The organism is Rhodococcus sp. 15-649-2-2, assembly GCF_002258645.1.
GTDB lineage: Bacteria > Actinomycetota > Actinomycetes > Mycobacteriales > Mycobacteriaceae > Rhodococcoides.
Map to the genome: position 1 here is coordinate 165960 of NZ_NPFM01000028.1, position 25540 is coordinate 191499.

29 protein-coding genes and 1 tRNA gene are annotated in these 25540 nt (G+C 64.1%); 20 read left to right on the forward strand and 10 right to left on the reverse strand.

The window, feature by feature from the left end:
* Nucleotides 1-2 precede the first annotated feature (2 nt).
* The 7 genes from CH305_RS18620 (at nucleotide 3) to CH305_RS18645 (ending at nucleotide 2554) form a co-directional block, all read left to right on the forward strand.
* Nucleotides 3-383, forward strand: a complete 381-nt coding sequence (locus CH305_RS18620; RefSeq protein WP_094704563.1) for a DUF6221 family protein — start codon at nucleotides 3-5, stop codon at nucleotides 381-383.
* Nucleotides 374-697 (forward strand): hypothetical protein, encoded by a 324-nt coding sequence (locus tag CH305_RS18625; RefSeq protein ID WP_143545313.1) that lies wholly within the window; start codon nucleotides 374-376, stop codon nucleotides 695-697. Before CH305_RS18620 ends, CH305_RS18625 begins: the two co-directional genes overlap by 10 nt.
* Entirely contained in the window at nucleotides 698-1048 is a 351-nt protein-coding gene (locus CH305_RS18630; RefSeq protein WP_094704565.1) for a hypothetical protein, read from the forward strand.
* Nucleotides 1041-1385, forward strand: a complete 345-nt coding sequence (locus CH305_RS18635) for a hypothetical protein (RefSeq protein WP_094704566.1) — start codon at nucleotides 1041-1043, stop codon at nucleotides 1383-1385. Before CH305_RS18630 ends, CH305_RS18635 begins: the two co-directional genes overlap by 8 nt.
* A 48-nt stretch (nucleotides 1386-1433) precedes the next feature.
* Complete coding sequence (locus CH305_RS29120) at nucleotides 1434-1577, forward strand: hypothetical protein (RefSeq protein ID WP_179273190.1); 144 nt, start codon at nucleotides 1434-1436, stop codon at nucleotides 1575-1577.
* Complete coding sequence (locus CH305_RS18640; RefSeq protein WP_094704567.1) at nucleotides 1574-1807, forward strand: hypothetical protein; 234 nt, start codon at nucleotides 1574-1576, stop codon at nucleotides 1805-1807. The genes CH305_RS29120 and CH305_RS18640 overlap by 4 nt, the downstream gene beginning before the upstream one ends.
* Before the next feature lie 486 nt (nucleotides 1808-2293).
* Nucleotides 2294-2554 carry a hypothetical protein gene (locus CH305_RS18645; protein WP_143545314.1) on the forward strand — a complete coding sequence of 87 codons (261 nt, stop codon included), beginning with the start codon at nucleotides 2294-2296 and terminating at the stop codon, nucleotides 2552-2554.
* A 120-nt stretch (nucleotides 2555-2674) separates the two neighbouring features.
* On the opposite strand, the gene CH305_RS18650 is transcribed toward CH305_RS18645, so the two are convergent.
* Together CH305_RS18650 and CH305_RS18655 are read right to left on the reverse strand one after the other, a co-directional pair.
* The gene (locus CH305_RS18650) at nucleotides 2675-2857 is read right to left on the reverse strand and encodes a hypothetical protein (RefSeq protein WP_094704569.1); all 183 of its coding nucleotides are present in this window, start codon (nucleotides 2855-2857) and stop codon (nucleotides 2675-2677) included.
* Between the two features lie 140 nt (nucleotides 2858-2997).
* Complete coding sequence (locus CH305_RS18655) at nucleotides 2998-3210, reverse strand: hypothetical protein (RefSeq protein WP_094704570.1); 213 nt, start codon at nucleotides 3208-3210, stop codon at nucleotides 2998-3000.
* Nucleotides 3211-3314: 104 nt separating this feature from the next.
* Between CH305_RS18655 and CH305_RS18660 the strand changes: the two genes are divergently transcribed.
* The gene (locus CH305_RS18660; protein WP_094704571.1) at nucleotides 3315-3539 is read left to right on the forward strand and encodes a hypothetical protein; all 225 of its coding nucleotides are present in this window, start codon (nucleotides 3315-3317) and stop codon (nucleotides 3537-3539) included.
* Nucleotides 3540-3829: 290 nt separating this feature from the next.
* Here the strand turns inward: CH305_RS18660 and CH305_RS18665 are convergent, their stop codons facing one another.
* The 4 genes from CH305_RS18665 to CH305_RS18680 all read right to left on the reverse strand — a co-directional run bounded on the left by CH305_RS18665 (nucleotide 3830) and on the right by CH305_RS18680 (nucleotide 5487).
* Entirely contained in the window at nucleotides 3830-4042 is a 213-nt protein-coding gene (locus tag CH305_RS18665) for a hypothetical protein (protein WP_094704572.1), read from the reverse strand.
* A 58-nt stretch (nucleotides 4043-4100) separates the two neighbouring features.
* Nucleotides 4101-4505 (reverse strand): hypothetical protein, encoded by a 405-nt coding sequence (locus CH305_RS18670; RefSeq protein ID WP_094704573.1) that lies wholly within the window; start codon nucleotides 4503-4505, stop codon nucleotides 4101-4103.
* Nucleotides 4502-5104 (reverse strand): DUF2637 domain-containing protein, encoded by a 603-nt coding sequence (locus CH305_RS18675; RefSeq protein ID WP_094704574.1) that lies wholly within the window; start codon nucleotides 5102-5104, stop codon nucleotides 4502-4504. Before CH305_RS18675 ends, CH305_RS18670 begins: the two co-directional genes overlap by 4 nt.
* A 307-nt stretch (nucleotides 5105-5411) precedes the next feature.
* Nucleotides 5412-5487: transfer RNA gene (locus CH305_RS18680), tRNA-Arg, on the reverse strand.
* 145 nt (nucleotides 5488-5632) lie between these two features.
* Here CH305_RS18680 and CH305_RS18685 point away from each other — a divergent pair.
* Both CH305_RS18685 and CH305_RS18690 read left to right on the forward strand, forming a co-directional pair.
* A complete protein-coding gene (locus tag CH305_RS18685; protein WP_094704654.1) occupies nucleotides 5633-6790 on the forward strand; it encodes an XdhC family protein in 1158 nt (385 codons plus the stop codon).
* A gap of 44 nt (nucleotides 6791-6834) precedes the next feature.
* Nucleotides 6835-8898, forward strand: coding sequence for a cytochrome c oxidase assembly protein (locus CH305_RS18690; RefSeq protein WP_037151078.1), 2064 nt, complete (start codon nucleotides 6835-6837; stop codon nucleotides 8896-8898).
* Nucleotides 8899-8908: 10 nt separating this feature from the next.
* Here the strand turns inward: CH305_RS18690 and CH305_RS18695 are convergent, their stop codons facing one another.
* Nucleotides 8909-9334: a MarR family winged helix-turn-helix transcriptional regulator gene (locus CH305_RS18695; RefSeq protein WP_032402367.1), complete on the reverse strand. Its 426-nt coding sequence runs from the start codon at nucleotides 9332-9334 to the stop codon at nucleotides 8909-8911.
* Nucleotides 9335-9432: 98 nt separating this feature from the next.
* On the opposite strand from CH305_RS18695, the gene CH305_RS18700 reads away from it, so the two are divergent.
* The 8 genes from CH305_RS18700 to CH305_RS18735 all read left to right on the forward strand — a co-directional run bounded on the left by CH305_RS18700 (nucleotide 9433) and on the right by CH305_RS18735 (nucleotide 20943).
* The gene (locus CH305_RS18700) at nucleotides 9433-11229 is read left to right on the forward strand and encodes an ABC transporter ATP-binding protein (RefSeq protein WP_094610058.1); all 1797 of its coding nucleotides are present in this window, start codon (nucleotides 9433-9435) and stop codon (nucleotides 11227-11229) included.
* A 10-nt stretch (nucleotides 11230-11239) separates the two neighbouring features.
* Complete coding sequence (locus CH305_RS18705) at nucleotides 11240-11872, forward strand: YigZ family protein (protein ID WP_170944788.1); 633 nt, start codon at nucleotides 11240-11242, stop codon at nucleotides 11870-11872.
* Between the two features lie 169 nt (nucleotides 11873-12041).
* The gene (locus tag CH305_RS18710; RefSeq protein WP_032402368.1) at nucleotides 12042-12527 is read left to right on the forward strand and encodes a single-stranded DNA-binding protein; all 486 of its coding nucleotides are present in this window, start codon (nucleotides 12042-12044) and stop codon (nucleotides 12525-12527) included.
* 126 nt (nucleotides 12528-12653) lie between these two features.
* Nucleotides 12654-14333 carry an energy-dependent translational throttle protein EttA gene (ettA, locus tag CH305_RS18715; RefSeq protein WP_032402531.1) on the forward strand — a complete coding sequence of 560 codons (1680 nt, stop codon included), beginning with the start codon at nucleotides 12654-12656 and terminating at the stop codon, nucleotides 14331-14333.
* A gap of 1 nt (nucleotide 14334) precedes the next feature.
* Nucleotides 14335-14760 (forward strand): thioesterase family protein, encoded by a 426-nt coding sequence (locus CH305_RS18720; protein WP_032402369.1) that lies wholly within the window; start codon nucleotides 14335-14337, stop codon nucleotides 14758-14760.
* Nucleotides 14761-14886: 126 nt separating this feature from the next.
* On the forward strand, nucleotides 14887-19740 hold the full coding sequence (locus CH305_RS18725; protein WP_094704575.1) for an NAD-glutamate dehydrogenase: 4854 nt from the start codon (nucleotides 14887-14889) through the stop codon (nucleotides 19738-19740).
* A gap of 56 nt (nucleotides 19741-19796) precedes the next feature.
* A complete protein-coding gene (locus CH305_RS18730) occupies nucleotides 19797-20261 on the forward strand; it encodes a thioesterase family protein (protein ID WP_052058437.1) in 465 nt (154 codons plus the stop codon).
* Complete coding sequence (locus CH305_RS18735; RefSeq protein ID WP_094704576.1) at nucleotides 20254-20943, forward strand: hypothetical protein; 690 nt, start codon at nucleotides 20254-20256, stop codon at nucleotides 20941-20943. The genes CH305_RS18730 and CH305_RS18735 overlap by 8 nt, the downstream gene beginning before the upstream one ends.
* Here CH305_RS18735 and CH305_RS18740 read toward each other — a convergent pair.
* Nucleotides 20940-22523 carry a glycoside hydrolase family 13 protein gene (locus CH305_RS18740; RefSeq protein WP_094704577.1) on the reverse strand — a complete coding sequence of 528 codons (1584 nt, stop codon included), beginning with the start codon at nucleotides 22521-22523 and terminating at the stop codon, nucleotides 20940-20942. The two genes, CH305_RS18735 and CH305_RS18740, sit on opposite strands and share 4 nt — an antisense overlap.
* Nucleotides 22524-22733: 210 nt before the next feature.
* On the opposite strand from CH305_RS18740, the gene CH305_RS18745 reads away from it, so the two are divergent.
* Complete coding sequence (locus tag CH305_RS18745; protein WP_032402373.1) at nucleotides 22734-23198, forward strand: cupin domain-containing protein; 465 nt, start codon at nucleotides 22734-22736, stop codon at nucleotides 23196-23198.
* 12 nt (nucleotides 23199-23210) lie between these two features.
* On the opposite strand, the gene CH305_RS18750 is transcribed toward CH305_RS18745, so the two are convergent.
* Both CH305_RS18750 and CH305_RS18755 read right to left on the reverse strand, forming a co-directional pair.
* Complete coding sequence (locus CH305_RS18750) at nucleotides 23211-23606, reverse strand: globin (protein ID WP_032402374.1); 396 nt, start codon at nucleotides 23604-23606, stop codon at nucleotides 23211-23213.
* A gap of 63 nt (nucleotides 23607-23669) precedes the next feature.
* Complete coding sequence (locus CH305_RS18755) at nucleotides 23670-24629, reverse strand: mechanosensitive ion channel family protein (protein WP_094704655.1); 960 nt, start codon at nucleotides 24627-24629, stop codon at nucleotides 23670-23672.
* A gap of 231 nt (nucleotides 24630-24860) precedes the next feature.
* Between CH305_RS18755 and CH305_RS18760 the strand changes: the two genes are divergently transcribed.
* Nucleotides 24861-25523 carry an HNH endonuclease gene (locus tag CH305_RS18760; RefSeq protein WP_170944789.1) on the forward strand — a complete coding sequence of 221 codons (663 nt, stop codon included), beginning with the start codon at nucleotides 24861-24863 and terminating at the stop codon, nucleotides 25521-25523.
* The last annotated feature ends 17 nt before the right edge of the window (nucleotides 25524-25540 follow it).

Consider the following 25540-nt stretch of genomic DNA (forward strand, 5'->3'; position numbering starts at 1 on the left):
GCATGGGCGTAGTCGAATTTCTCTTGGCCCGCATCGATGAGGACGAGCAAGTGGCAAGCGCGATCGACAGCAAGCAACTCGACTCGGGATGGTCGACGAGCTACAACCAGTTCGGTCTCGCAAACACTCCGCCCGGTTGGTACATCACCCCGCACATCGGGTTGGCGTACGAGGAAGAGGGCGCTCGGCACATCGCGCGATTCAACCCCGAGCGTGTTCTGCGTGAGGTGACAGCAAAGCGAGCGCTCATCAAGTCGACGATCAAGCGCATTGAGGAGGGATGGGGCTACCACGGCAACGAAGGTATCGTCTGCGCCGATCTCCGGCCGATGGCTGAGGTGTACTCCGACCACCCAGATTTCGCTTCGATCGTGTGGGAGTAGTGACACCGCAGCGCAAGGGTGTGGTCCCGGACGCTCTCGCGGATCGACTCCGTGCCGCTGTCGCCGCTCAGTCGGAGGCGGTCGTAGAGCTGCACGCTGCGATCGCTGCGGCACTCCTCGCGGGCGGGTCGGTGCGTGAGGTCGAACGGATCTCGGGTGTCCCTCGGAACACGGTGGAGCGGTGGGGCCGGCGCGGTGGCTGGCCGTCCGCCGAGCAGAAGGCGCAGTGGGCCGAAGAGAAACGCAGGCGCGACGAGCTGGCCGAGAAGCTCGACGCTGCACGCAGGCAACTGGACGAACAAGGGGAGCAGTAGATGCCGCACTACATAGTGAAGATCAGTCCCGACGAAGATCTGTACGTCGACTGGTCGACCATCACCGACTGCCCGGCAGTGTGCGGCGACCGTGCCGCTCTGACCGAGGCGCTCGGCCCGGAATCGTCCGGTCCTGAAAGGTGGGAGCGAGCCGACCGCACGGGTAGTTCCTCCCGTGATGGCTTCTATGACTGGACCGATGACGAGTTCATCGCCGAACAGCGAGGCATCGTCAAGCGGAAGGATCTGCCGGAGATGGCTCGGTGTCTGTACGCAGGCCTGCCGTACCCGCACATCCTGCACCCGTTCGAGGATGGGCACATCAACGACAAGTGGTCAGCCAATGGCTGAGCCTCACGTCGATCAGGACATGCGCGAGCTCGGCACGATTTCCTGGTTCGCGGGTCAAGGACCGCGGGCGAATCAGGTGCCGTACGTCGGAGACTGCGATCACTCCCTGCAGCGGGTGGTCGGCTGGGGACCGGACGAGAAGCACTACGAGTTGTGCGAGTGCGGCGACTGCGGTGCTCGAGCCTGGTCGGATGGCAGGGCCCGCGACACAACGCCGTGGCTCGTACCCGCAGTTCTTGGCAAGCATGCGTATGACGAGGCCTTCCCCGAATTGCCTCCGGGGGAGTACTCACTCGCAAGTCTTCCCATCATCGAACGGCCGAAGCGTCGCGGCTGACGCGACATCAGCGCGAGCATCTATGGGCGCGCTGGGATACTCGTCGGCATGGCTGACGAACCAATCTTCACCCCGCCCGCCGACGAAGGACAGGCCGGATGGGTGCTGCTCCCGGACGGCCGCCGCGGCTACCGCTACGAGGGCTCCGACGACGTGATCATCCACAAGGAACCCGCAGGGGAGAAGACATGAGCGACTGGCATGAGGCCTTGGCGGCATCGGAGCGTGAGCTGGGCGCGCGGTACGCCGCGGGATCCGACTCGCGAGGGCTCATTCAGGACGCCATAGAGCACTACATGCAAGCCTGCCTCTTTCATCTGGACGGAAACACATATCTCGGCGCAAGTGGCAACGACTCGAAAGAGATGGCCCGATTCATAGGTCGATGCCTGACCGCCGCGGGGTTCTCGGTAACGCGCTGACCTATCGGCTACGGCCATCGAAGCTGCTGTCTGTGCACTCGCCGGTCATCGGCGGTGTGTAGACCACCTTGCCGCACTCCCGGCACGCATGAGTCCGGTGGTGGTGGATCTCGCAGGAGCAGACCTGAGACCCGACGAGCACCCGGCCGCCGCGAAGTTCGTGCCCCGCTGGGCAGTGACTAGGCGCGCGCTCTGCCCATCGATCGCCGATCCGGTACAGCTCCACAAACGCCCTCCCGAACGTAGTAGCGGGACACGATCCAGGCTTCCCTTCCTGACCGCGTCCCGCTGACCACAACCTAACAGAACTCGAACACCCGTGCGAACAGTGCCGGTGTTTTCTCATGCCCGCATGCGGGCTCACAGGTCCCCCAACAAGGGAGGGAGACAGCCATGCTCGCCTGGCTGCTGAACCGCGAACCCCAATGGGTTTGCGACATCCACGCGCACATCCGTGTCGCGGAACAACGAACCAAGGAGTACATCATGAGTGCTGCACAGGACACCGTCGATCAGCTCACCGCCCAGGTCCTCAAGTCGAAGGACGAAGTTCTCGGCAAGATCGCCGACCTCGAGGCTCAGGTCGCAGCCGGGGAGACCCCCGACTTCACCGAGCTCAAGGCTGCGGTTCAGGGTGTCGATGACATCGTCACCGACGTCGTGGTCCCGGCCGAGCCTGAGGTACCCGTCGAGACGCCGGCCGAGCCGGTCGACGAGACCGTCACCACGGAAGAGCCCACCGCCTAGACTGAACACTGCTGGACGATCCACCCGCATGGGTGGGGTAGCTCAGCCGTCAAGGCACACAGCCTCTTCCGTACGAGAATGCTCCCCATCACCTTCGGGTGGTGGGGAGCATTTTTGCGTTCAGTCGACCTCGCCGAGACGGTGGTGCTGCGCGAGCTCCTCAAGCAGATCGATCTCGTCGTAATCGAAGACGGCGTGCCGGCCGCGTGGGGTGAAGGTGATCTCGGCGTCTTGGAGGAGTGCGTCGAGGTCGTAGTGCTCAGAGTTGATGTTGAGGGTGCGGGCAATGAGGGTGTCGGTCACGGCGAGCCTTTCGGGGCAGAAGTAAAGATCGTTAGTTTTGCGAGGGAATGACATCCACAGGGTCTTTGGGTGAAGGCAAAAATTGTTAGTTTTAGTCAGCAACCTGCTTGGCCCGACCCTTTCGGGCCGGGCCTTTCGGCTCACTCGGGCTTGCGGTGGCTCTGGTTGCCTCGCTCGGGCTTGGTGTATCCGCAGCGGCGGTAGATGGCGTCCAGGTCGTAGCTGAACTCGATGCTCATGCCCTTGTTTCCAAGTCCGTCTACCCATCCGCCTGCGGTAAGGGCTGTGGCGAGGAGGTCGGCGGCGGTGACGGTCTTACGGGTCTGGCTGGCGAGTGTCTCTGTGTTTGTCATAAGGCAATTATAGCATCCGATAGGAAGTGACGCAAGCGGAATTGGCGAAAAGAAATATTTATTTTCGACTTGCATGGCATCCGATAGGATGCTACAATTAACGTATGAGCAAAGCAGAGATCACCGCCAAGATACTTACCGACATCATCACCGCGGCCGGCCACAGCACCCGCCACTTCGACATCAAGGCCACCCTCGCTGCCATCACCGCCCACAACGAGGATGAGGGCACCGAAGCCCCGGTCGACATCGAGACCGCCACCGAGTGGCTGGACGAGACCGGCACGCAGGGCATTGGATACCAGCTCTGCCCCTGGCTGGAAGCGTGAGGGGCAGACCCCTCGGGGTCGGCCCATGTGATTCGTGCGCAAAACTAACGATCTTTACTTCTGCCCAAACTCACGTCTTGGGCAGAAGAGAACCCCCAGGGGCTTCCTGGGGGTTGGTGTGTGGCCGTCTCTCGTTTCTACCGTCGACCCGGGTCGTTACCCTCATGGCGTCGTGAGCGGGTTTCTTAGTCGCTTGCGCGATACCCTCTGTCCTCGTGTTCGGTGAGTCTGTGAGCCACTCTCTTTTGTTATAACTCAATTGTAGCATCCTATTGGATGTGGCGCAAGTGTTATTTTCGGGCGTTCTCGAACTCGTCTAGAGCGTGCCAGTGGTCGACAGTCTCGGGTAGCCACCCGAACCAGACGCGGCCCTCTATGCCCACCTGAGCGTCGGGTTCCGGGAACGATCCCTCGGGTGCCTTGGCGGACATCAGCCACTTCAAGCGGTTGATGGGGACGCCGGTTCGGGTCTCGATGTCCCGAATCGCGAGGAAGATCTTCATGCGAGCATCCTATCAGATGCCACATCGGTCGTTGCGCGAACTAACAATCTGGGTATTGCTACCCGGCACTGATCACAGCCTCGACGGTCGCCTTTCCTGATGTCTCCTTCTGCACCAGCACCTCGCCACTGTCGTAGTCGGTGAGTGTCGTCGTGCATGTTCCACGGGTGGGTGATGTCGTCACGGACAGGGTCGCGTCGTCCATACCTTCACGAGTCCCGTAGGTCGACGAGAACGACTCCTGCCCGCCGGCGAGTTGCGTCGTGGGATTGCGCCCGATCAACGTCTCTTTCACGCCACCGGTGCCGTAGGACGCGCTGACGCCGGCTACCCCGTCATCTCCGCAGTCGACGGTGGCAACGATGCTGGCATCCGGCCCGGTGACGGTCGGGATCTCAGGCTCGCTCGAGCTACATCCCGCCATCAGAAGTGCACCAGCCGCGACGATCAGAGTCCGTTTCATGTGCCTACTCCTACCAGACTGTCAGGTTCGATCTCTTGTTTGGCGTCGTCTCGCCACCGCCGGACAGTGCGGTCGTCGACACCGACACGGCGTGCGATCTCGCGGAACGGCACACCACCTTCCGCGATGAGCTCGAGCGCCCGGGATCGAGGGTCGACCTCCATTTGGGATGTATCCGGCGTTTCCGTGATTTCAGTGCGTTCGTCATGGTCGGCTTTTTGGTCGGTATCTTCCGCGCGCCGGCCGAGCTCCACAGTCACCGAGGTGGTCCACAGCAGGAAGATCGGGGGAGTGAGCGCCACCCCGACCGAGATCCACGAGTGGTGGGTGATCCATGCGTGGACGGCGTTGCCGGTGATGGAGACGAATGCTCCGGCGATGAGCAGCGACCACGCGCCACGACTCTGGCTGAGCGCGACGACGGACACCGTCCCGATGACTACGGTGCCGTCGATCATGACCGGCCACAGGTACGCCTCTGGGCCGAGCCCCGCGATGCGAGCGAGGTCCGCGAGGGCGATGTACGAGATCGCGAAGCAGACGAGAGACAGGAAGACGGTGCCGCGGCGTGCCGTCGTCAGAGCTGTAGATATGGACATGGCGAACCTTTCGAGTTCGGTTTCGAGTATCCACGTCGGGCCAGGTCAGTCCGCAGGCCGAGGTTGCAAGTCGGCTTTCAAGTAAGTGGCGGAACCGGACGTCGGCCAGCGACGTCGAAGTGGGTATGGATGCAGAAGAGCGGGCCGCGATCGTCGACGAGGGATTCAACCCGGACGATCCGGCGGTGGTGGAGGCGATGTTGCGTGTGCGCGCTGATCTGCGGCGTCTCGGATATCAGAATCGGCGGCCGTGCTGTACATATGCTGTACGCGGTGTCGGTGATTAACCGAAATATGCCCTCTGACCTGGTGCCCCCGGCAGGATTCGAACCTGCGACCAAGGGATTAGAAGGCCCTTGCTCTATCCCCTGAGCTACGGAGGCTGGCACGTACGGGCGAACCCGCTCGAGCACGGTTGACGAGTGTACCTTTCCGTATACGTCGATCGCGCAGGCATGGGTTGGGCGACGGCCGTAGCGGGAAAGCAAAGGTCTCGGAAACGTTCCGATGCATGTCGAAGGAGGTTCGATGCACGACATCCTCGACGACGCGATGAGCGCATGGAAGTCCGACGACATCGCAGCGGTGGCAACCGTGATCCGCACGTTCGATTCTGCACCGCGTCCCGCCGGAGCGGCCATGCTGGTCGGCGCGGACGGCACGGTTGCCGGGTCGGTGTCGGGCGGCTGCGTCGAAGGCTCGGTCTACGAACTCGCACAGGACGTCCTGCGCACCGGAACTCCGGTTCTCACTCGATACGGAGTGTCCGACGACGATGCGTTTGCCGTCGGGCTCACCTGCGGCGGAACACTCGACGTCTTCGTCGAAGTGTTCTCCCGGCAGACGTTCCCGGAACTCGACTCGGTCGTGGCGGACGTGCGCGACAACATTCCCGTCGCGGTGGCGACCGTGGTGTCGCACACCGATCCGGAACGCATCGGCCGAAGGATGGTCGTCGGAGAGGAGGGCACCCGCGGCTCGCTCGGCAGTGCGCGGGCCGACTCGGCCATCGCTGACGACGCGAAAGGGCTTCTGGCATCGGGACGTTCGGCCGTACTGACGTACGGTCCCGACGGTCAGCGACGAGGTGAGGGCATGGAGGTGTTCGTGTCCAGCCATGCACCGCCGCCCCGAATGCTGGTGTTCGGGGCCATCGATTTCGCCGCTGCGGTGGCGCAGCAGGGCGTTTTCCTCGGCTACCGCGTCACCGTCTGCGATGCGCGTGCAGTCTTCGCCACCCCGCAGCGATTTCCCGCCGCCGAACAGGTCGTCGTCGCCTGGCCGCACGACTACCTGACGGAGCAGTGGTCGGCGGGGGAGTTGGACGCGCGCACTGTTGTCTGTGTGCTCACTCACGACCCCAAGTTCGATGTGCCACTGCTCGAGGTCGCGTTGCGCCTGCCGAGCCTGGCTTTCGTCGGTGCGATGGGCTCACGCCGTACTCATGACGACCGCATGGCTCGGTTGCGCGCAGCGGGGCTGACCGAGTCCGAACTCTCCCGGCTGGCCAGTCCGATCGGTCTCGATCTCGGTGCACGTACGCCTCAGGAGACCGCGGTATCGATCGCGGCGGAGATCATCGCACGTCGCTGGGGCGGCACCGGGGAACCGCTGCGGGCCCGACACGGTCGCATTCATCACGACGCGATCGAGGACGGGCGCGGGGGTAAGTACGACGCTGTGTAGGACTCGCCTTTCGAGTATTCCCGATCACCTCCTACTCTGGTGGTATGGCAACACCGGATCTCGAGAAGACCGAACCCTCGACCGCTGAACTCTCGGCGGACGATGTGCGGACCGACGGGGAACCGCGTTCGGCCACCACAACGGTGTTCGTCACTGCCGGCGTGATCGCCGGTGTGGTGGCCGCCCTCATCGTGATGCTCTCCGCGTCCGACGCATTGGTGTTGCTCGGAATCCCGGACCCGGGCCCGGCCACCACCTACGGTCTGCCTGCTCTGCGGGCGATCGGCGAGATCGCGGCCGTCATCGCCATCGGGTCCTTCCTGCTGGCAGCGTTTCTGGTGCCGCCGCAGAAGAACGGCGTCCTCGATGTCGACGGCTACCGGGCGGTGCGCACCGGCTCGGTCGCATCCATCGTCTGGGCTGTGTGCTCGCTTCTCCTCGTGCCCCTGACGTTGTCCGACACCTCCGGTCAGCCGTTCACGGAGGCCATCAAGCCGGCGAACCTGTGGATCGCGCTCGATCAGGTGGAGATTGCCAGTGCGTGGCGTTGGACGGCGATCATGGCCGTGGTGCTGGCGATCTTCTCGCGCACGGTGTTGCGGTGGTCCTGGACCCCCGCGCTGCTCGGGTTCTCCCTCGCGACGCTGCTCCCGATCGCGTTGAGCGGCCACTCGTCGGCGGGCGGGTCGCACGATGTCGCGACCAACAGCCTGATCCTGCACCTGGGTGCTGCATCACTGTGGGCAGGCGGGCTGTTCGCGTTGCTGGCGCACGTACGCAGGGGAGGCGCGCACTCCGACGTCGCGGCGCGCCGGTTCTCCACCATCGCCGGCATCTGCTTCGTCGTCATGGGTATCAGCGGGGTCATCAATGCGCTGGTTCGGGTCTCGATCGCCGACCTGTTCACCACCACCTACGGCTTGTTGATCGTGGGGAAGATCGTCGCGTTGATCGTGCTCGGCGGATTCGGGTGGATGCAGCGTCGGCGGGCGCTGCCCGCACTGGTTGCCGACCCCACTGCACGCGGACCGCTGCTTCGCTTCGCCGGGGCCGAGGTGCTCGTTCTCGCTGCGACCATCGGCCTGGCCGTCGGGCTCGGGCGCACACCTCCGCCGGCCGAGATCGATCCCAACCTCACACCCGCGGAGGCGGCACTCGGATACGACCTGAGCGGACCGCCCACGTTCGCACGGATGGCCTTCGACTGGCGCTTCGACCTGATCTTCGGCACCGCCGCAATCGTGATGGCCGTGGTGTACCTGATCGGCGTTCGTCGTCTGCGGCTGCGCGGAGACGCGTGGCCGGTGGGACGAACCGTCGCCTGGATTCTCGGCTGCCTCACGTTGCTGATCAGCACGTCCTCGGGAATCGGTCGCTACTCCACCGCGGTGTTCAGCGTGCACATGACCGGACACATGATGCTCTCGATGCTGGCACCTGTCCTCCTCGCGCTCGGCGGGGCACTGACGTTGGCGTTGCGAGTCCTGCCCGCAGCAGGCAAGGACGGTGTCCCCGGAATGCGCGAGTGGTTGCTGCTCGGCCTGCACAGTCGCATTTCGCAGTTCGTGACTCACCCACTCGTGGCGGCGTTGATCTTCGTCGGCGGCTTCTACGTGCTGTACCTCGGCGGGATATTCGGAGCCGTGCTGGACAGTCACGGCGCGCACCTGCTGATGAATCTGCACTTCGTACTCAGCGGCTACCTGTTCTACTGGACGGTCATTGGCGTCGATCCGTCGCCGCGCAAGATCGCGCCGGTCACGAAGCTGGCGGTCGTGTTCGGATCACTGCCGTTCCACGCGTTCTTCGGGGTGGCCCTGATGAGCATGAACACCGTCATGGGTGCCTGGTTCTATCGGACCCTCGGACTGGATTGGAACTCCGACCTGCTCGGAGATCAGAAGCTCGGCGGCGGGATCGCCTGGGCAACCGGCGAAGTTCCGCTGGTGCTTGTCATGTTGGCGCTGCTGATCCAGTGGTCTCGGAGCGATGACAGAGATGCCAGGCGCGGCGACCGCGCCGCCGAGCGGGATCACGACGCCGAATTGGCGGCCCACAATGCGATGTTCGCCGAGCTCGCCCGACGAGATCAGACGGGCGGACGCTGACCGAACGGGGTCAGTCGCTCTCGGCAATTTTGCCGAGTAGTCGATTCAGCTCGACGCGTTCGGCCGACTCGAGGCCGTCGAACATCTCGGACGACACCTGACGACGTGCGTCGTCGATCCGGTCCAGCAGTGCGCGACCGGTATCGGTCAGCGTCACCAGCACGGCCCGCCGATCACTCGGATCCGGCTGCCGCATCACCAGCTGCGCCGCTTCGAGCGAGTCGACGATGTCGGTGGCCGATCGCGCCACGATGCGGAGGTGTTCGGCGAGATCGCGCAGACGCATCGATTCCGGCTCGCGGGCCAGGACGTGCAGAGCCCGGCTCTGTGAGGGATTGAGTCCGAACGGTTCGAGCGCACTCATATGGCTGCGCCGGATGCGCCGGGCGACAGCCATGAAACTTTCGCTCAGATTGGTCGAATGTCCGGGATCCATGGAACGGATCATAGCGAGGGTTGCTCGCAACCTCATAGTGAGGTAACCTCTGCATATTGCTTCAGTGACCCTGCTCGTCAACTTCCCCGGAGGTCTACTTGGAAAGCCGACCCGAACGTTCTCTTCCCGCATCCGATCCAGCACCCGTCAGTCGAGTCCTGGCTCTGTTCACGCCCTATCGGCGCAAGATCGCCATCGTCAGTGCGATCATCGTGGCCAGTGCGATCATCGCGCTCGCCTCTCCCTTACTCCTTCGCGAACTCCTCGATCATGCGATCCCCGACCGTGACGTCACTCTCGTCACTCTCATCGCGCTCGGCATGATCGCAGTTGCAGTCGCCACCAACACCCTCGGCGTCGTACAGACCTGGATGTCCAACGGCGTCGGCCAGCAACTCATGCACGACCTCCGCGTACAGGTCTACTCGCACCTGCAGCGGCAGTCCCTCGGATTCTTCGCTCGCACGCGCACCGGTGAGGTGCAATCGCGTATCGCCAACGACATCGGCGGTATGCAATCGGTCGTCACCAACACCGCGACGTCCATCGCTCAGAACGCGACCACCGTCGTCGCGACGGTGATCGCACTCTTCCTGCTCGACTGGAAGCTCGCGACCTTTTCGTTGATCATCCTGCCCGTTTTCGTTCGGGTCGCCCGCCGCATCGGCGACGAGCGTCGCAAAATTTCGACAAAGCGGCAGAAGCTGCTCAGCGACCTCTCGGTGCAGATCGAGGAATCCCTCTCTGTCAGCGGCATTCTGCTGGGTAAGACCACGGGTTCCGCACAGGTGCTGACCCAGAAGTTCGCCGATCGATCCCACGAAGTGGCCGGCGTCGAGCTCGCAGCGATGATGGCAGGAAAGTGGCGGATGGCCACCATCCAGATCAGCTTCGCAGTCATGCCTGCCCTGGTGTACTGGTTCGCCGGCATCACCATCGGCCAGGGGAGCGCGTTGACGATCGGAACTCTGGTCGCCTTCACCGCTCTGCAAACTCAATTGTTCCGGCCCACCATGCAATTGCTCAACACGGGAGTCGAGGTGCAGGCCTCGCTCGCCCTGTTCGGGCGGGTGTTCGAGTACCTCGATCTGCCGATCGACGTAGCCGAGCCGGCGCATCCGGTGGCGCTGCCCCGAGAGGCCGTGCACGGCGACGTCGCCTTCAGCGGCGTCGATTTCACCTATGCCGCGGCGACAGCTCCGACCTTGAGCGACATCGACCTCGAGGTCCCGGCCGGAAGCACTCTCGCCCTGGTCGGTGCCACCGGATCGGGCAAGACGACACTGGGCTATCTCGTTGCGCGACTGCATGATCCGACGTCCGGATCGGTGACCATCGACGGCATCGATCTGCGGGAGATGGCGTCGGAGAACATCGCCGACCTGGTCGGCGTCGTCTCACAGGAGACATACCTGTTCCACGCCACCATCAGGGAGAATCTGCGGTTCGCCAAACCCGATGCCTCCGACGAGGAGATTTTCGCGGCCGCCCGAACGGCGCAGATCCACGATTTCATCGATGGTCTCGACGACGGCTACGACACGATGGTCGGTGAGCGCGGATACCGGTTCTCGGGTGGCGAGAAGCAGCGGATCGCGATCGCGCGCACCGTCTTGCGGAACCCGCCGATTCTGGTGCTCGACGAAGCGACCAGTGCCCTCGACAACCGCACCGAACGTGCAGTGCAAACAGCTCTCGACGGTCTGATGGACGGTCGAACGACCATCCTCATCGCGCATCGACTGTCGACGGTGCGTTCCGCGGATCGCATCGCAGTACTCGATCACGGGGTCGTGCGTGAAGTCGGAAGCCACGAGTCCCTGTTGGAGCAAGGCGGCATGTACGCCCAATTGGTTCGAGCCGCAGACGATGTCGTGGACAGTGTGGCTGCATGAGTGAGACCGGGTGATCCCGCTGCGGACCATCGCGGGGCGCGTCGAGTGCGAGATCGAGATCAAGAAATCTCGCTTCGTCGCGGTCGTAGATCGTGCGGCCACCGAAGCAGACGCGCGAGTGCTGATCGAACGCGCCCGCAAGGCCGATCCTGCTGCTGGGCATCACTGTTCGGCGTTCGTTGTCGACGCGTCGTCCACCGATCAACGCATCGAGCGGTCCAACGACGACGGTGAACCCGGTGGCACGGCAGGGATGCCGATGCTCGAGGTGCTGCGTGGACACCACCTGACGAACGTCGTCGCAGTGGTCAGCAGATATTTCGGTGGAACCAAGCTCGGCACCGGTGGTCTGGCCCGCGCCTATTCCGGCGCGGTGACCGAGGCGCTGATCGGCGCGGCATTTCTCATCCGGGAGCGACGCGAGATACTGACCCTCGAACTCGATCACGCCGAGGTCGGTCGAGTCGAATCGGAACTTCGCGGGCACGGAGTGCTCGTGGTGGGGACTTCCTATGCAGCCCGCGCGGTCCTGACCGTCGCGGCCGCGGACGCCGATTCGGTTGCGACACTTGTTGCTTCGCTCACTGCTGGACGCGTGGCCCCGGTACGCAGCGGGCACATGTACGTGGAAATTCCGGACTAGCACAGCACACCGACATTCTGGGGTCCGACGAGCCCCGATCCGGGCCGTTCATCCACAGGGCACGCGTCTGTCCACATTTTGCGAACACGTTCACCACGGACGTCCTGCGCGTAGCAGTCTCGAATTCGATCGCAATCACGCGATACTCCAATCGAGAGGGCAGAGAACCATGTACGAAGCACAATGCGCCGTGGTCGGCACAGTCATCACCAACCCCGTCAAGCGGTCGACACCCACCGGCGACGAAGTCCTCAGCTTTCGGATGGCCAGCAACGCTCGGCGTCAGGACCGCAACACGGGTGAATGGACCGACGGCGGAACCCTCTACCTGACGGTCACGTGCTGGCGCCGTCTGGTGCGCGGCGTCGGGGCCTCGCTGATGAAGGGCGATCCGATCATCGCCTACGGACAGTTGCGAACCAACGAATACACCAATCGGGACGGAGTCGAGCGCGCCGATCTCGAGATGAGCGCCAGCGCGGTCGGACCGGACCTCGCGCGGTGCAACGTCTCGATCCATCGGACCAAAGCAGTGGTGCCCGAGGCGGCGACGGACGGAGATCCGGGAGCGGCGGAACCCCTCGACCGCGATGGGGAGTCGATGGCGGACCGCGAATCGATCGACGAGGACGTTCGAGAGTCGGTACCTGCCTGAACGACTGCCGGCATCCGCCGTCCACGCTGCAACGGAAGCTGCGATCGAGTGTGGACGACGGATGCGGGCTCGGCACGTTCTCGGGCGATGGTGTTCGGACGCGCTCGCACCGATAAGCTGGGCCTCATGGCTGAATTCATTTACACCATGAAGAAGGTGCGCAAGGCGCACGGCGACAAAGTCATCCTCGACGACGTGACGATGAGCTTCTATCCGGGAGCGAAGATCGGCGTCGTCGGCCCCAACGGCGCCGGTAAGTCCAGCATCCTCAAGATCATGGCGGGAATCGATCAGCCCGGAAACGGTGAGGCGTTCCTCGCTCCCGGTGCATCGGTCGGCATCCTCATGCAGGAGCCGGTTCTCGACGACACCAAGACCGTTCGCGAGAACGTCGAGGACGGTCTCGGCGAAACGATGGTCCAGCTCAAGCGCTACAACGAGATCGCCGAGCTGATGGCCACCGACTACTCCGACGAACTGATGGAGGAGATGGGCGAGCTGCAGGAGAAGCTCGACCACGCCGATGCCTGGGAGATCGACTCTCAGCTCGAACAGGCGATGGACGCACTCCGCTGCCCGCCGCCCGAGTCACCCGTCACCAACCTCTCCGGTGGCGAGAAGCGCCGTGTGGCGCTGTGCAAGTTGCTCCTGAGCAAGCCCGACCTGCTGCTGCTCGACGAGCCGACCAACCACCTCGACGCCGAAAGCGTGCTGTGGCTCGAGCAGCACTTGGCCGCCTACGCCGGGGCCATTCTCGCCGTGACCCACGATCGGTACTTCCTCGATCACGTCGCGCAGTGGATCGCCGAGGTCGACCGCGGCCACCTGTACCCGTACGAGGGCAACTACTCCACCTACTTGGAGAAGAAGGCCGAACGTCTCGAGGTTTCGGGCAAGAAGGACCAGAAGCTGCAGAAGAGGCTCAAGGACGAACTGGCCTGGGTTCGCTCCGGTGCCAAGGCTCGTCAAGCCAAGAGCAAGTCTCGTCTGGCTCGCTACGACGAGATGGTGGCCGAGGCGGAGAAGACCAGGAAGCTCGACTTCGACGAGATCCAGATACCGAACCCGCCGCGCCTGGGCGACGTCGTGGTCGAGGTCAAGAGCCTCGACAAGGGCTTCGACGGCCGCGTGCTGATCAAGGATCTGTCGTTCACGTTGCCCCGCAACGGCATCGTCGGCGTCATCGGCCCCAACGGTGTCGGTAAGACGACGCTGTTCAAGACCATCGTCGGGCTCGAGGAGCCGGACGGCGGAGAGGTGAAGATCGGTCAGACCGTCAAGCTCAGCTACGTCGACCAGAACCGCTCGGGCATCGACTCGAAGAAGACGGTCTGGGAAACGGTCTCCGACGGACTGGACTTCATCACCGTCGGCAGCTCCGAGTTTCCGTCCCGTGCGTACATCAGCTCGTTCGGATTCAAGGGCCACGATCAGCAGAAGCCTGCCGGAGTGCTCTCCGGTGGTGAGCGGAACCGTCTGAACCTGGCGATGACGCTCAAGCAGGGCGGCAACCTGATCCTGCTCGACGAGCCGACCAACGACCTCGACGTCGAAACGCTCGGATCGCTCGAGAACGCGCTCGAAGAATTCCCCGGTTGCGCCGTGGTCATCTCGCACGATCGCTGGTTCCTCGACCGCACCTGCACGCACATCCTGGCGTGGGAAGGTGGCTTCGGCGACAACGAGGCAGCGTGGTACTGGTACGAGGGCAACTTCGAGGGCTACGAGGCCAACAAGGTCGAGCGTCTCGGGCCCGACGCGGCGCGTCCGCATCGCGTCACACACCGAAAGCTGACCAGGGACTGACATGTCGGGAAAGACCTTCACCTGCACTCTTCAGGTGCGGTGGGGAGATTCCGATCGCCTGGGCCACGTCAACAACACCAGGTTCGTCGAATACCTCCAGGAAGGCCGCGTTCAGTTCCTGAACGCAGTCTTGGGAGGTTCGGGGCCACGCGGCGCAGCGGTGGTTCGTAAGCTCACCACCGATTTTCTGCATCCGATACTCGACGACTCGGGACCGTTGACGATCGAACTGTGGGTCACTCGGATCGGGAACACCTCGTACGGCGTCGAGCATGTGGTCACCGACCGCGATGGAACGGTCTGCGCGAGGGCGGAGGCGCTGATGGTCGCCTTCGATCTCGCAACCTCCTCGTCTCGTGCTCTGAGCGAGGACGAGCGACGTCTCCTCACGGAGTATCTCGTCGCCGGAATCGAGTCCCCGGAATAGTTCGCCGCGCTGGGTCTGCAAGGTCACTGCGGTAATCGAGTCTTCGACACTAAGGTCGAGGAGTCATCGACGACCGGCGATCGGCGGGCGTCGGGAAAAATCCTCACGAGGGAGTACTCGAACACCATGCCGCGCTCGCTGGACCTGACCGACAACGCCTGGGCCGACGGGCTCGACGACCGACTTCTGAGCGAGCTGGAGAAGCTGCGCGCCGAGTACTTCGAGCACGTGGACACCACCGCCGTCGGGGCGTCTGCACATGCGCCCGACATCACGTCGTTCCGCCGGCACGTCCGGCTCGCGGCCCAGCGTCGGCCGGAGACGGCGAACGTGGCCGTTCACCGACCGAGTGAGTCGGGTTCGGCAGCGCAGCAGGCCGCCGGAAGCTATCTGCAGATCGTCACCGACGACATGCCGCTCCTCGTCGAATCGATCATTTCGCTTCTTGCCCGTCTCGGCATCGAGTACACCGACGTTGTCCACCCGATTCTGTCGGTCGCCCGCGAGGCCGACGGCGTGCTGACGGGGCTGAGCTCGAGCGGATCGCACGAGTCCTGGATCCACGTTCAGCTCCATCCCTCCACCTCCGAAGATGCGGTTGCCCGGCTCGAGTCGGAGGCGAGCCGCGTACTCGCCGACGTTCGACAGGTCGTCGGCGACACCGATCGAATGCGTCGAGTACAGGCAGAGGTCGCCGATCGCCTGGACGAGGTTGCCCAGCGGGCCGACGCTGCGGATTCCGACGCTTCCGATACCGGCAGTGCCGTGGAACATCGCGACGCAGCAGCGTTGCTGCGCTGGCTCGGCGACGGCCACTACACGCTGCTCGGCTACCGGCGGTACCGCACCGATCAGGTCGACGGCGACCGGACAGCGACCGGCGACGAGTCGAGCAGCCTCGGGGTCCTACGCGACTCGGTGCACCACGTGGACGGCCCCGAACATGTGGGACAGCGCGATCTGGTGACGTTGACCCAAGGAGCGAGCCCGGCCACGGTGCATCGTGCCGTCTACCCCTACTTCGTGAGTGTTCTCGACGACGACGATTCCGCCGAACATCGCTTCGTCGGCGTCTTCACCGTGACCGCGCTGCACGAGAACGTGCTCGACATTCCGGTCATCGAACGGCGGGTGCGCTCGGTGATCTCCCGCGCAGGCCACGATCTCGGATCGTTCTCGGGTCAGGCCATGCTCGAAGTGCTGCAATCGATGCCGCGCTCGGAACTGTTCGCCACCACGGCGTCGTGGCTGTTCGAGACGGCGAGTGCCGTGCTTGCGCTCGGCCGTCGGCGAAAGGTCAAGCTGTTCGTCCGGCCCGACGCCAGCGGCTCGTTCGTCTCCGCCCTGGTGTATCTGCCGCGAGATCGGTACACCACCCGTGTCCGCCTGGCCATCCAGGATCGATTGCTCCGCGAACTCGGCGGAACTTCGCTCGATTACACGGCGCGCGTTACGGAATCGGATCTGGCACTGTTGCACGTCACCGTGCGTCGGGCACCCGGGACTGCGGCGACCGAACTGTCGGCCGAGGACATCACCCGGATCGAGACGGCTCTCACCGAGACCACCAGAACCTGGGAAGATTCGCTCGGCGACGCCGTCTCCCTCGACCGTACGGTCGATCCACTGCGGATTCAGCGGTACACCGACGCGTTCCCGGAGGCCTACAAGCAGGACTTCAGTCCGGCAAGAGCCGTGACCGACATTGCTCGCCTCGAAGCGCTCGGCGACGAGTCGATCGACATGCAGCTCTATCGCAACGAGCAGTCCGCAGTGGGCAGCTGGCGTTTCTCGCTGTACATCGGCGGCGCGGGCGTCTCGTTGTCTCAGGTGTTGCCCATTCTGCAGAGCCTCGGTGTCGAGGTGGACGACGAACGGCCGTACCCGGTGGTGCGACCGGACGGAATGTCCTGCTGGATCTACGATTTCGGGCTGTCGGCCTCGCGAGAGATGCTGCGCTCGGCGATCGACGGCGACATCGATGCAGAGCTGTCCGAGGCGGGTACCGCCGATCGTGAGAGCCGGGTTCAGCACCGCTTCACCGATGCATTCGCAGCGGTGTGGAGCGGTCAGGCCGAGGCGGACCGGTTCAACGAACTGGTGATGCGCGCCGGCCTGCACTGGCGGCAGGCAGTGGTGTTGCGTGCGTACGCGAAGTACTTGCGCCAGGCCGGTTTTCCCTACAGTCAGTTCAACATCGAGGGTGTACTGCTGACGCATCCGCGCACGGCGCGGTTGCTCGTCGGTCTGTTCGAGGCGCAGTTCGACCCCGAGGTGAGCTCGGAGGAGAACGCGCAGGCGATCGGCACCCAGCTGGGGGAGCTGATCGACCAGGTCGTCAGCCTCGACGCCGACCGCATTCTGCGCAGCATGTTCGAGCTGATCCGCGCGACACTACGCACCAACTATTTCGTGATGGGAGCCGACGGCGGCCGTCGTCAGTACCTCTCGCTCAAGTTCGACCCGCAGTCGATCGCCGAATTGCCCAAGCCGAAGCCGAAATTCGAGATCTTCGTCTACTCGCCCCGCGTCGAGGGAGTGCACCTACGGTTCGGTGCCGTGGCCCGCGGCGGCCTGCGCTGGTCGGATCGACGTGAGGACTTCCGCACGGAGATTCTCGGGCTGGCGAAAGCGCAGATGGTCAAGAACGCCGTCATCGTCCCGGTCGGTGCCAAGGGCGGATTCGTCGTCAAACGTCCGCCGGTGGTCACCGGTGATGCCGATCGAGATCGCCAGGCATACGCCGAGGAAGGCAAGGCCTGCTATCGGTTGTTCATCGCCGGGCTGCTCGACATCACCGACAATCTCGATCGTGCAACAGGTTCGGTGTCGGTACCCGAAGGCGTCGTGCGCCGAGACGGAGACGACACCTACCTCGTCGTCGCCGCAGACAAGGGCACCGCGACGTTCTCCGACATGGCCAACGACGTTGCCGCGCAATACGGCTTCTGGCTCGGCGACGCCTTTGCCTCCGGTGGGTCGGCGGGCTACGACCACAAGGCCATGGGTATCACGGCCAAGGGCGCGTGGGAAAGCGTCAAGCGGCACTTCCGTGAGCTCGGAATCGACACGCAGAGTCAGGATTTCACCGTCGTCGGTGTCGGTGACATGAGTGGGGATGTGTTCGGTAACGGCATGCTGTTGAGCCGACACATTCGCCTGCTCGCCGCCTTCGATCATCGGCACATCTTTCTCGATCCCAACCCGGAGCGGGAGTCGTCGTTCGCCGAGCGAGAGCGTCTCTTCGCGCTGCCGAGGTCGTCGTGGGCGGACTACGACACGTCGCTGATCAGCGAGGGCGGCGGAGTGTGGGAGCGGACGCGCAAGTCGGTTCCCATCAGCGCGGCAGCACGTACGGCGCTCGGGCTGGGGGACTCGGTCGAGTCGTTGTCTCCGCCGGAATTGGTGAACGCAATCCTGAAGGCTCCCGCCGATCTGCTGTGGAACGGCGGAATCGGCACCTACATCAAGGCATCCACCGAGACCAACGCCGAGGTGGGCGACAAGGCCAACGACGCGGTTCGCGTCGACGGGATCGATGTACGAGCGGCCGTCGTGGGGGAGGGTGGCAACCTCGGTGCCACCGCACTGGGGCGTATCGAATACGCCGCAGCCGGCGGCAAGATCAACACCGACGCCGTCGACAACTCCGCGGGCGTCGACTGCTCCGACCACGAGGTCAACATCAAGATCCTGCTGGAGACAGCCATCACCAACGGGAACCTGGCACGTGAGGACAGGGACGAGTTGCTCGCGTCCATGACCGACGAGGTGGGGCGACTGGTGTTGTGGGACAACATCATGCAGAACGAGCTGCTCGGCACGTCCAGGTTCGATGCGCCCAGTCTCGTCACCGTGCACAGTCGAGTGATCGAGGATCTGGAAGTACGTCGGGGACTCGACCGTGAGCTCGAGGCCCTGCCGACCGAGGCTGATCTACGACGACGAAAGCAGGACGGTCGAGGACTGACGTCGCCGGAACTCGCCACCTTGATGGCGCATGTGAAACTGGCGTTGGAAGCGGAGCTGCTCGACAGCGAGCTCCCCGACAGCGACGTCTTTGCTCCGCGCTTGCCCAAGTACTTCCCCGAACCACTGCGGGAGCCGTACGCCGAGGCGATCAAGGCGCATCCGCTCCGGCGTCAGCTGGTGGCGACGACACTGGCGAACGAGGCCATCGATTGCGGCGGAATCACGTTCCCCTACAGGCTGACCGAGGATTCCGGTGCGGCGGGCACCGACGCCATTCGGGCGTTCGCCGCCGCCACCGAGATTTTCGGACTCGACGAGGTGTGGAATTCCATCCGTGCCGCGGATGTGCCGACCGCAGTCTCGGCCGAATTGCTGCTCGAATCGCGTCGCATGCTCGACCGTGTGTCGCGCTGGCTGCTCGCCAACCGCCCACAGCCTCTGGCTGTCGGAGCGGAGATCAGTCGGTACGCCGGTCAGGTTCGGGCTCTGCAACCGTCGGTGTCCACGTGGATCTCCGGGCACCAGGCCAGTGATCTGGACGCGCGGTCGGCAGCCGCGATCGAACGAGGTGCACCGGCCGGGCTGGCCCGGCGCATCTACGGCCTGCTCGACGTGTACTGCCTACTCGACATCATCGATATCGCGGACATCGTCGATCGAGACGGAGCCGAGGTAGCCGAGCTCTACTTCGCTCTCGATGCGCACATCGGAATCGACTGGCTGCTGTCGGCCGTCTCCAAACTGGCCCGCGGAGATCGTTGGCACTCGTTGGCGCGCTTGGCTCTTCGCGACGACCTGTATTCCTCGCTGAGAGGAATCACGCAGGCGGTGCTGGCCGGCGGGGAACCGGACGAGTCGGTGGCAGAAAAGATCGCGGAATGGGAATCGACCAATTCCTCCCGCCTGGCGAGGTCGCGTGCTGCGTTGACCGAGATCGCCGAGTCGGGAACCCTGGACTTGGCAACGCTGTCGGTTGCCGCCCGCCAGGTCCGCAACATGATGCCCTGACCCGAATCCGGAGCAAGGGAATCCGCGACACTCGACCGAGAAGAGGAAACGACCACGTGAGTGTGCCCGACGACCATCTGTCCGACAAACGACCTGCAACCGAGCGAGTGGGCTTTCATGCCGCCGTGGACGTGCGGTGGTCGGATATGGATGTCTACCAACACATCAACCATGCCCGGATGGTGACGCTTCTCGAAGAGGCGCGCATCCCATGGCTGTTGGTGGACGGCAGGCCGACGGCAAATCTGCGCCACGGAGCAGTGATCGCGGATCTGCACGTGAAGTATCGAGGCCAGCTTCGGCACGAGGACGGTCCACTGGATGTCTTCATGTGGATCGATGCGGTCCGTGCAGTGGACTTCGTCGTGGGATACGAGGTGCGGGCGCGGGGTGCATCGCTCGATACTCCGGCGGCCGTGGTGGCCTCGACGCAGATCGCAGCCTTCGATATCGATGCACAGCGGCTGCGCCGGCTCACCCCGGAAGAGCGTGCGTTTCTGGTGAGCTGGCAGCGTGTATGAGCGCGTACTGACCGTTCCCGAAGCGGTCGATCGTGAGAATCTGGCGACGTTCTGCACCAAGGCATTGCGATTGGACGAGGCGGCGGTGATCCGCATGCGAACGCGTGCGGGCGGGGGCGTGTCCTGTTGGGCGATCACCGGATTCGATGCCCTGGCGGCGCGAGTGGTCACCGGTACCGTGGTGCCCGACGATACGTGCGCGGGTGCCGACGTGCTGGCTGCCGCGCTGCCGCACGCGGACGACGGCGTGGTGGACCCGGGATTCTCGATGGACTCCGCATGGCGTGGAGCACTGCCCCCGGACGGCGGATTCGAGCATCTCGACGATGTGCCTGCCCGGGTACTGGTCGGGCTTGCGCAACGCGGCGCGGCACTGGCGAAGGAGCACGGAAGCAGCCATGGCCCGCCGAGTTCGCTGCTCGAACAGGAGGTGCTGCACGTCGCCGGCGACGTCGACGAAGTGTCGATCTCGATGCGCACCGTATTTGCCTTGACGGCAATGGGATTCGTGCCCCACAGTGGCAGTGACCCCATGACGATCGACGTCGATCCGGATCGGATCGCCGCCGACGAGGTGGTGCGGGTGCGCATATCACCGGTGTGGTTACGTCTCGACGCCCGCTACGGTTCGGTGTACGTTCGCCGCGCCGGCCACCAGCTGTCGCTGACGGTGGAGCGCTAGACGAGCCAGGCTGCGGCGTTCGCGTCGAGTCGGCCGTTCACCAGTGGGGCACTGGCAAGCAGTAACTCGCCAGGGGGCAGGGGGATCGGCTCGTCGGATGCGTTCAGGGCGCAGATGAGTCCTCCGCGTCGACGGAACGCCAGGCAGCCGGGGGGCGCTCCGTACCAATCGATTCCGGCACCGGTGAATTCCGGACGCAGGGCTCGGAGCTCGAAGGCCGTGCGGTACAGGCTCAGCATGGAATCGACGTCTTCGAGTTGTGCCTCGGCGGTGTGTCCGTCCCACTCCGGCGGCATCGGCAACCAGGTTCGATCGGTGGAGGAGAATCCGAACGGTGGTTCGTGTCCTTCCCAGGGCATCGGCACCCGGCAGCCGTCGCGACCCCGTTCGGCGTGCCCGGAGCGCTCCCACACCGGGTCCTGGAGCGCGCTGTCGGGCAGCTGTACGTTGGGCAGCCCGAGCTCGGCACCGTTGTAGACGAAGATCGTTCCGGGAAGGGCCAATTCGACCAGAATCATGGCGCGAGCACGGGTGCGGCCGACGTCCCCGCCGCCGTACCTGGTGACCTCACGTTCGACATCGTGGTTGGACAGCGTCCACGTCGGAGTGCCGTCGACGAGCTCGACGGCGGCGAGTGAGTTGGAGATGGCGTCACGGATGGTCTCGGCGTCGAAATCGACACTGGCCAAACGGAAGTTGAATCCCAGGTGCAGCTCGTCCGGCCTGATGTACTCGGAGAACCGAACATTGTCCTGTACCCAGATCTCGCCGACGGTGACCGTTCCGGGAAACTCGTCCATGACCGTTCTGATGCGCCGGTGGAGGGCGTGGACGCGGGGATTGTTGAACCGAGGATCGTCGTCGTCGTTCTTCATCAGCGCGTTGAGTTCGAGACTCATGTCGGCCAGGTCTGCTGGTTTGGCCATGCCGTGTGCCACGTCGAGTCGGAATCCGTCCACGCCGCGGTTGAGCCAGAACCTCAATGTGCGCGCGAAATCCTCGAACACTTCGGGGTTGTCCCAGTTCAGATCCGGTTGCTCGGGCGCGAAGATGTGCAGGTACCACTGCCCGGGGGTGCCGTCGGGTTCGGCGATGCGGGTCCACGCCGGGCCGCCGAAGATGCTCGGCCAGTTGTTCGGCGGTTGTGAACCGTCGTCACCGCGGCCGTCGCGAAAGATGTAGCGGGCACGCTCGGCGCTTCCGCGTGGTGCCGTCAGAGCCGACCGGAACCACGGGTGCTCGACGCTGGTGTGGTTGGGCACCAGGTCCATCGTGACCTTGATGTCGCGAGCATGCGCCTCGTCGACCAGTGCATCGAAGATCTCGAGATTTCCGAACAGTGGGTCGATGTCGCGGGGATCGGACACGTCGTATCCGTGATCGGCCATCGGTGATCGGGTGATGGGGCCGATCCAGACGGCGTCGATCCCCAGCAATTCGAGGTAGCCGAGCTTGTCCCGAATACCGTCGAGGTCACCGACCCCGTCGCCGTTGGAGTCCGCGAAAGACCGGGGATAGATCTGGTAGAAGACGGCGTCCTGCCACCACAACAACTCGGAGCTCTCGATCGGATCGGTCACAAGTGGCAATAGTGCCAAACGACCGGCCGCGTAACGATTCAGGGGCGCTGGGGTCGATCGGACCGATCATTCCCGGTCAACGTCGAGTAAAGCTTTGTGCTCATTCACATGACCGACACGTGCCTGTTGCTTTGGAAAGTGTTGTATGTTCTGCATCGGAAACCAGTAGCGGCGGAAGCCGCGCCCGACGGTGAGGACGCGACCCACGCCATGACTACGTCGACCATCGAAGCAGTACGGCTCGGAGACATCGCGCTCGACGACAGTCCCATCGAGCCGACGTGGATTCTCGAAGGGAACCCGCACGCACGCGTCGCCGAGTGGTCGAAGAGCATCGACGGCACAACGACCACCAATGTCTGGGACTGCACGGCCGGCCGGTTCCGCTGGTTCTTCGCAGTCGACGAGATCGTGCACATCATGGACGGTTCGGTGACTGTCTCGAGTGACGATCACGCACCGCGCACCCTGGTCGCAGGAGACGCGGCACTCTTTCGTGCGGGCACCTGGACCGAATGGCACGTGGAGAACTACGTGCGCAAGCACGCCATCCTCCGCCAACACCTGCCCCGGCCGGTGAGCTTCGCGCTCAAGCTTGCCGGTGCCCTGCGGAGCAGAGTCAGCAAGCGCAGAACGTCCAGGGGCACCAGTCCGCAGCGCGTCGGGTCGCTGTGACCACACGCCTTCTCAGATAGCCGAGTTCACCATCGAATTCGCGGCCATGTCCATGTAATCGGTGAGCTGCGCACGGTGTGCAGCGTCCAACACCGACGGGTCGATGGACGCGATCGCGATGTGCATGCATCGAAGCCACGCATCTCGTTCGATCGGCCCGATTCGAAACGGGTTGTGCCGCATCCGCAATCGAGGATGGCCACGTTCGTCCGAGTAGGTCCGCGGACCACCCCAGTACTGTTCGAGGAACATTCGCATCCGCCGTTCGGCCGGTCCGAGATCCTCCTCGGGATACAGCGGGCGAACGATCTCGTCCTTGGCGACTTCTTCGTAGAACTTCGCCGTGAGTAACCGAAACGTCTCGGCACCGCCGACCGCGTCGTAGAACGTCTGCTGCGGTTCGGTCATCACACTCTCTTGTTTCTCGTCGTTTCTGCGGGCTCTCGATCGGCGTCCACCGCTCATTGTCCCTCAGGAGCCGGAGTCGGCCGCGACCCCACCCGGACGCCCCAATGCATACGGCGCTTTGATGTCGGCGTCGTCGAAGGCCTCGAGGATGTCCTGATGAAGGCGGCGCTGGACGGCCCACTGGCGTCCGGGGCGCGTTTTGATCGTGATGCGGATGGTGACGGTGTCTGCGCTGACCGCGTTGACTCCGAGCATCTCGGGCGGTTCGAGGATGTCGTTCTCGAAGTCGCCGGACTTCACCAACGACGCAGTGGTGCGTTCGGCCACCTCGCAGGCGTGCTCGATGTTCGCCGTGTGCGAGATGGGGAGATCGAGAACGGCGACCGCGAAGCCCTGGCTCATGTTCCCCACGCGCAGCACCTCGCCGTTGCGGCAGTACCACACCGTGCCGTTGATATCTCTGATCGTGGTGACCCGCAGACCCACGCTCTCGACGGTGCCGGTGGCCTCACCGAGGTCGACGACGTCGCCTACTCCGTACTGATCCTCGAGCAGCATGAAGATTCCGGACAGGAAGTCTCGCACCAGGTTCTGGGCACCGAAACCGAGTGCGACACCGACGATGCCCGCGGACGCGATGAACGGTGCCACGTTGACGCCGACGACGTCGAGAACCGAGAGCACGAACCAGGTGAGAATCATGACCGAGACGGCCGACTTGAGCACCGAGCCGATCGTGCTGGCCCGTTGTTTGCGACGCTCGTTGAGGATTGCACCCTTGACGGTGCCGGACGAGCGGTCGCGAAGCGGTCGCAGCAGGATCGGCGATTTTCCGCTGCTGTTGTCGGTGAAACGGTTGATCATCCGGTGCAGACACAGGCGCAGCACTACGGCGAGGACCAGATAACCGAGGACCTGCAGCGGCCGATCGACCAGCCAGTCGCGTCCGGTATCCGTCAGCTCGAAGGCTCGGGTGTCGAGCTCCCGCAGAAGCGACGGCTCGGAAAGGGGTGATGCGGACAGAAGGGTTGATACAGACACCCGAAAAGTCTACGGAGACCCAGAATTCTCGCCAGTCATGCAGCGCATGGCGGCGTCGTTCGGCCGTGCCGAGCGTGAGGATGCGAAATGTTCACCGATCGGCAACAGGAAATGCGGAGAAAAAGCCTGTGCGCGGGCGGTGCATTCGTGTTCCACTGTGAATCGTGTTCCACGCAAGCCATGCGCGGGCGCCGACTGCTTCTGGAGTAACGCATGAAGAACTCTCAACATCGCCACCGACAACTCCCGCCCACTGAGGGCCGCAGCGCGCACGACCAGCGTGAGACGGCCTCGGGGGCTTCTCCGCTGCGCGTGGTGCCGACGGCCCACGATGCCACGGGCGACGACGCCGTACCGGCGTGGGTCAAGCGCCGTGTGCTGCTCCTCAACGCCACATTCGAACCACTGACCGCGCTTCCGATGCGCCGGGCGGTGGTTCTTCTCGTTTGTGGGAAGGCCGACGTGGTGCACGACGATCCGGAAGGACCGTTCATTCGATCGGCCGGGTTCTCGGTGCAGGTGCCGTCGGTGATCAGGTTGCGGACCTTCGTTCGCGTTCCGTATCGGGCCCGTGTGCCCATGACACGCGCCGCGCTGATGCATCGCGACCGCTTTCGGTGCGCGTACTGCGGGAGCAAGGCCGAGACTGTCGACCATGTGGTGCCGCGAAGCCGCGGAGGCGGTCACTCGTGGGAGAACTGCGTCGCGTGTTGCGCGTCGTGCAATCACCGCAAGGCCGACAAACTCCTCAGTGAGATCGGGTGGACGTTGCGCGCGCAGCTGGTGCCTCCGAAGGGTCCGCACTGGCGTCTGTTGGCGACGACGAAGGAGTTGGACCCCAGTTGGCTGGCGTATCTCGGCGAGGGTGCGGCCTGACGGTCGACCTGTGTGAC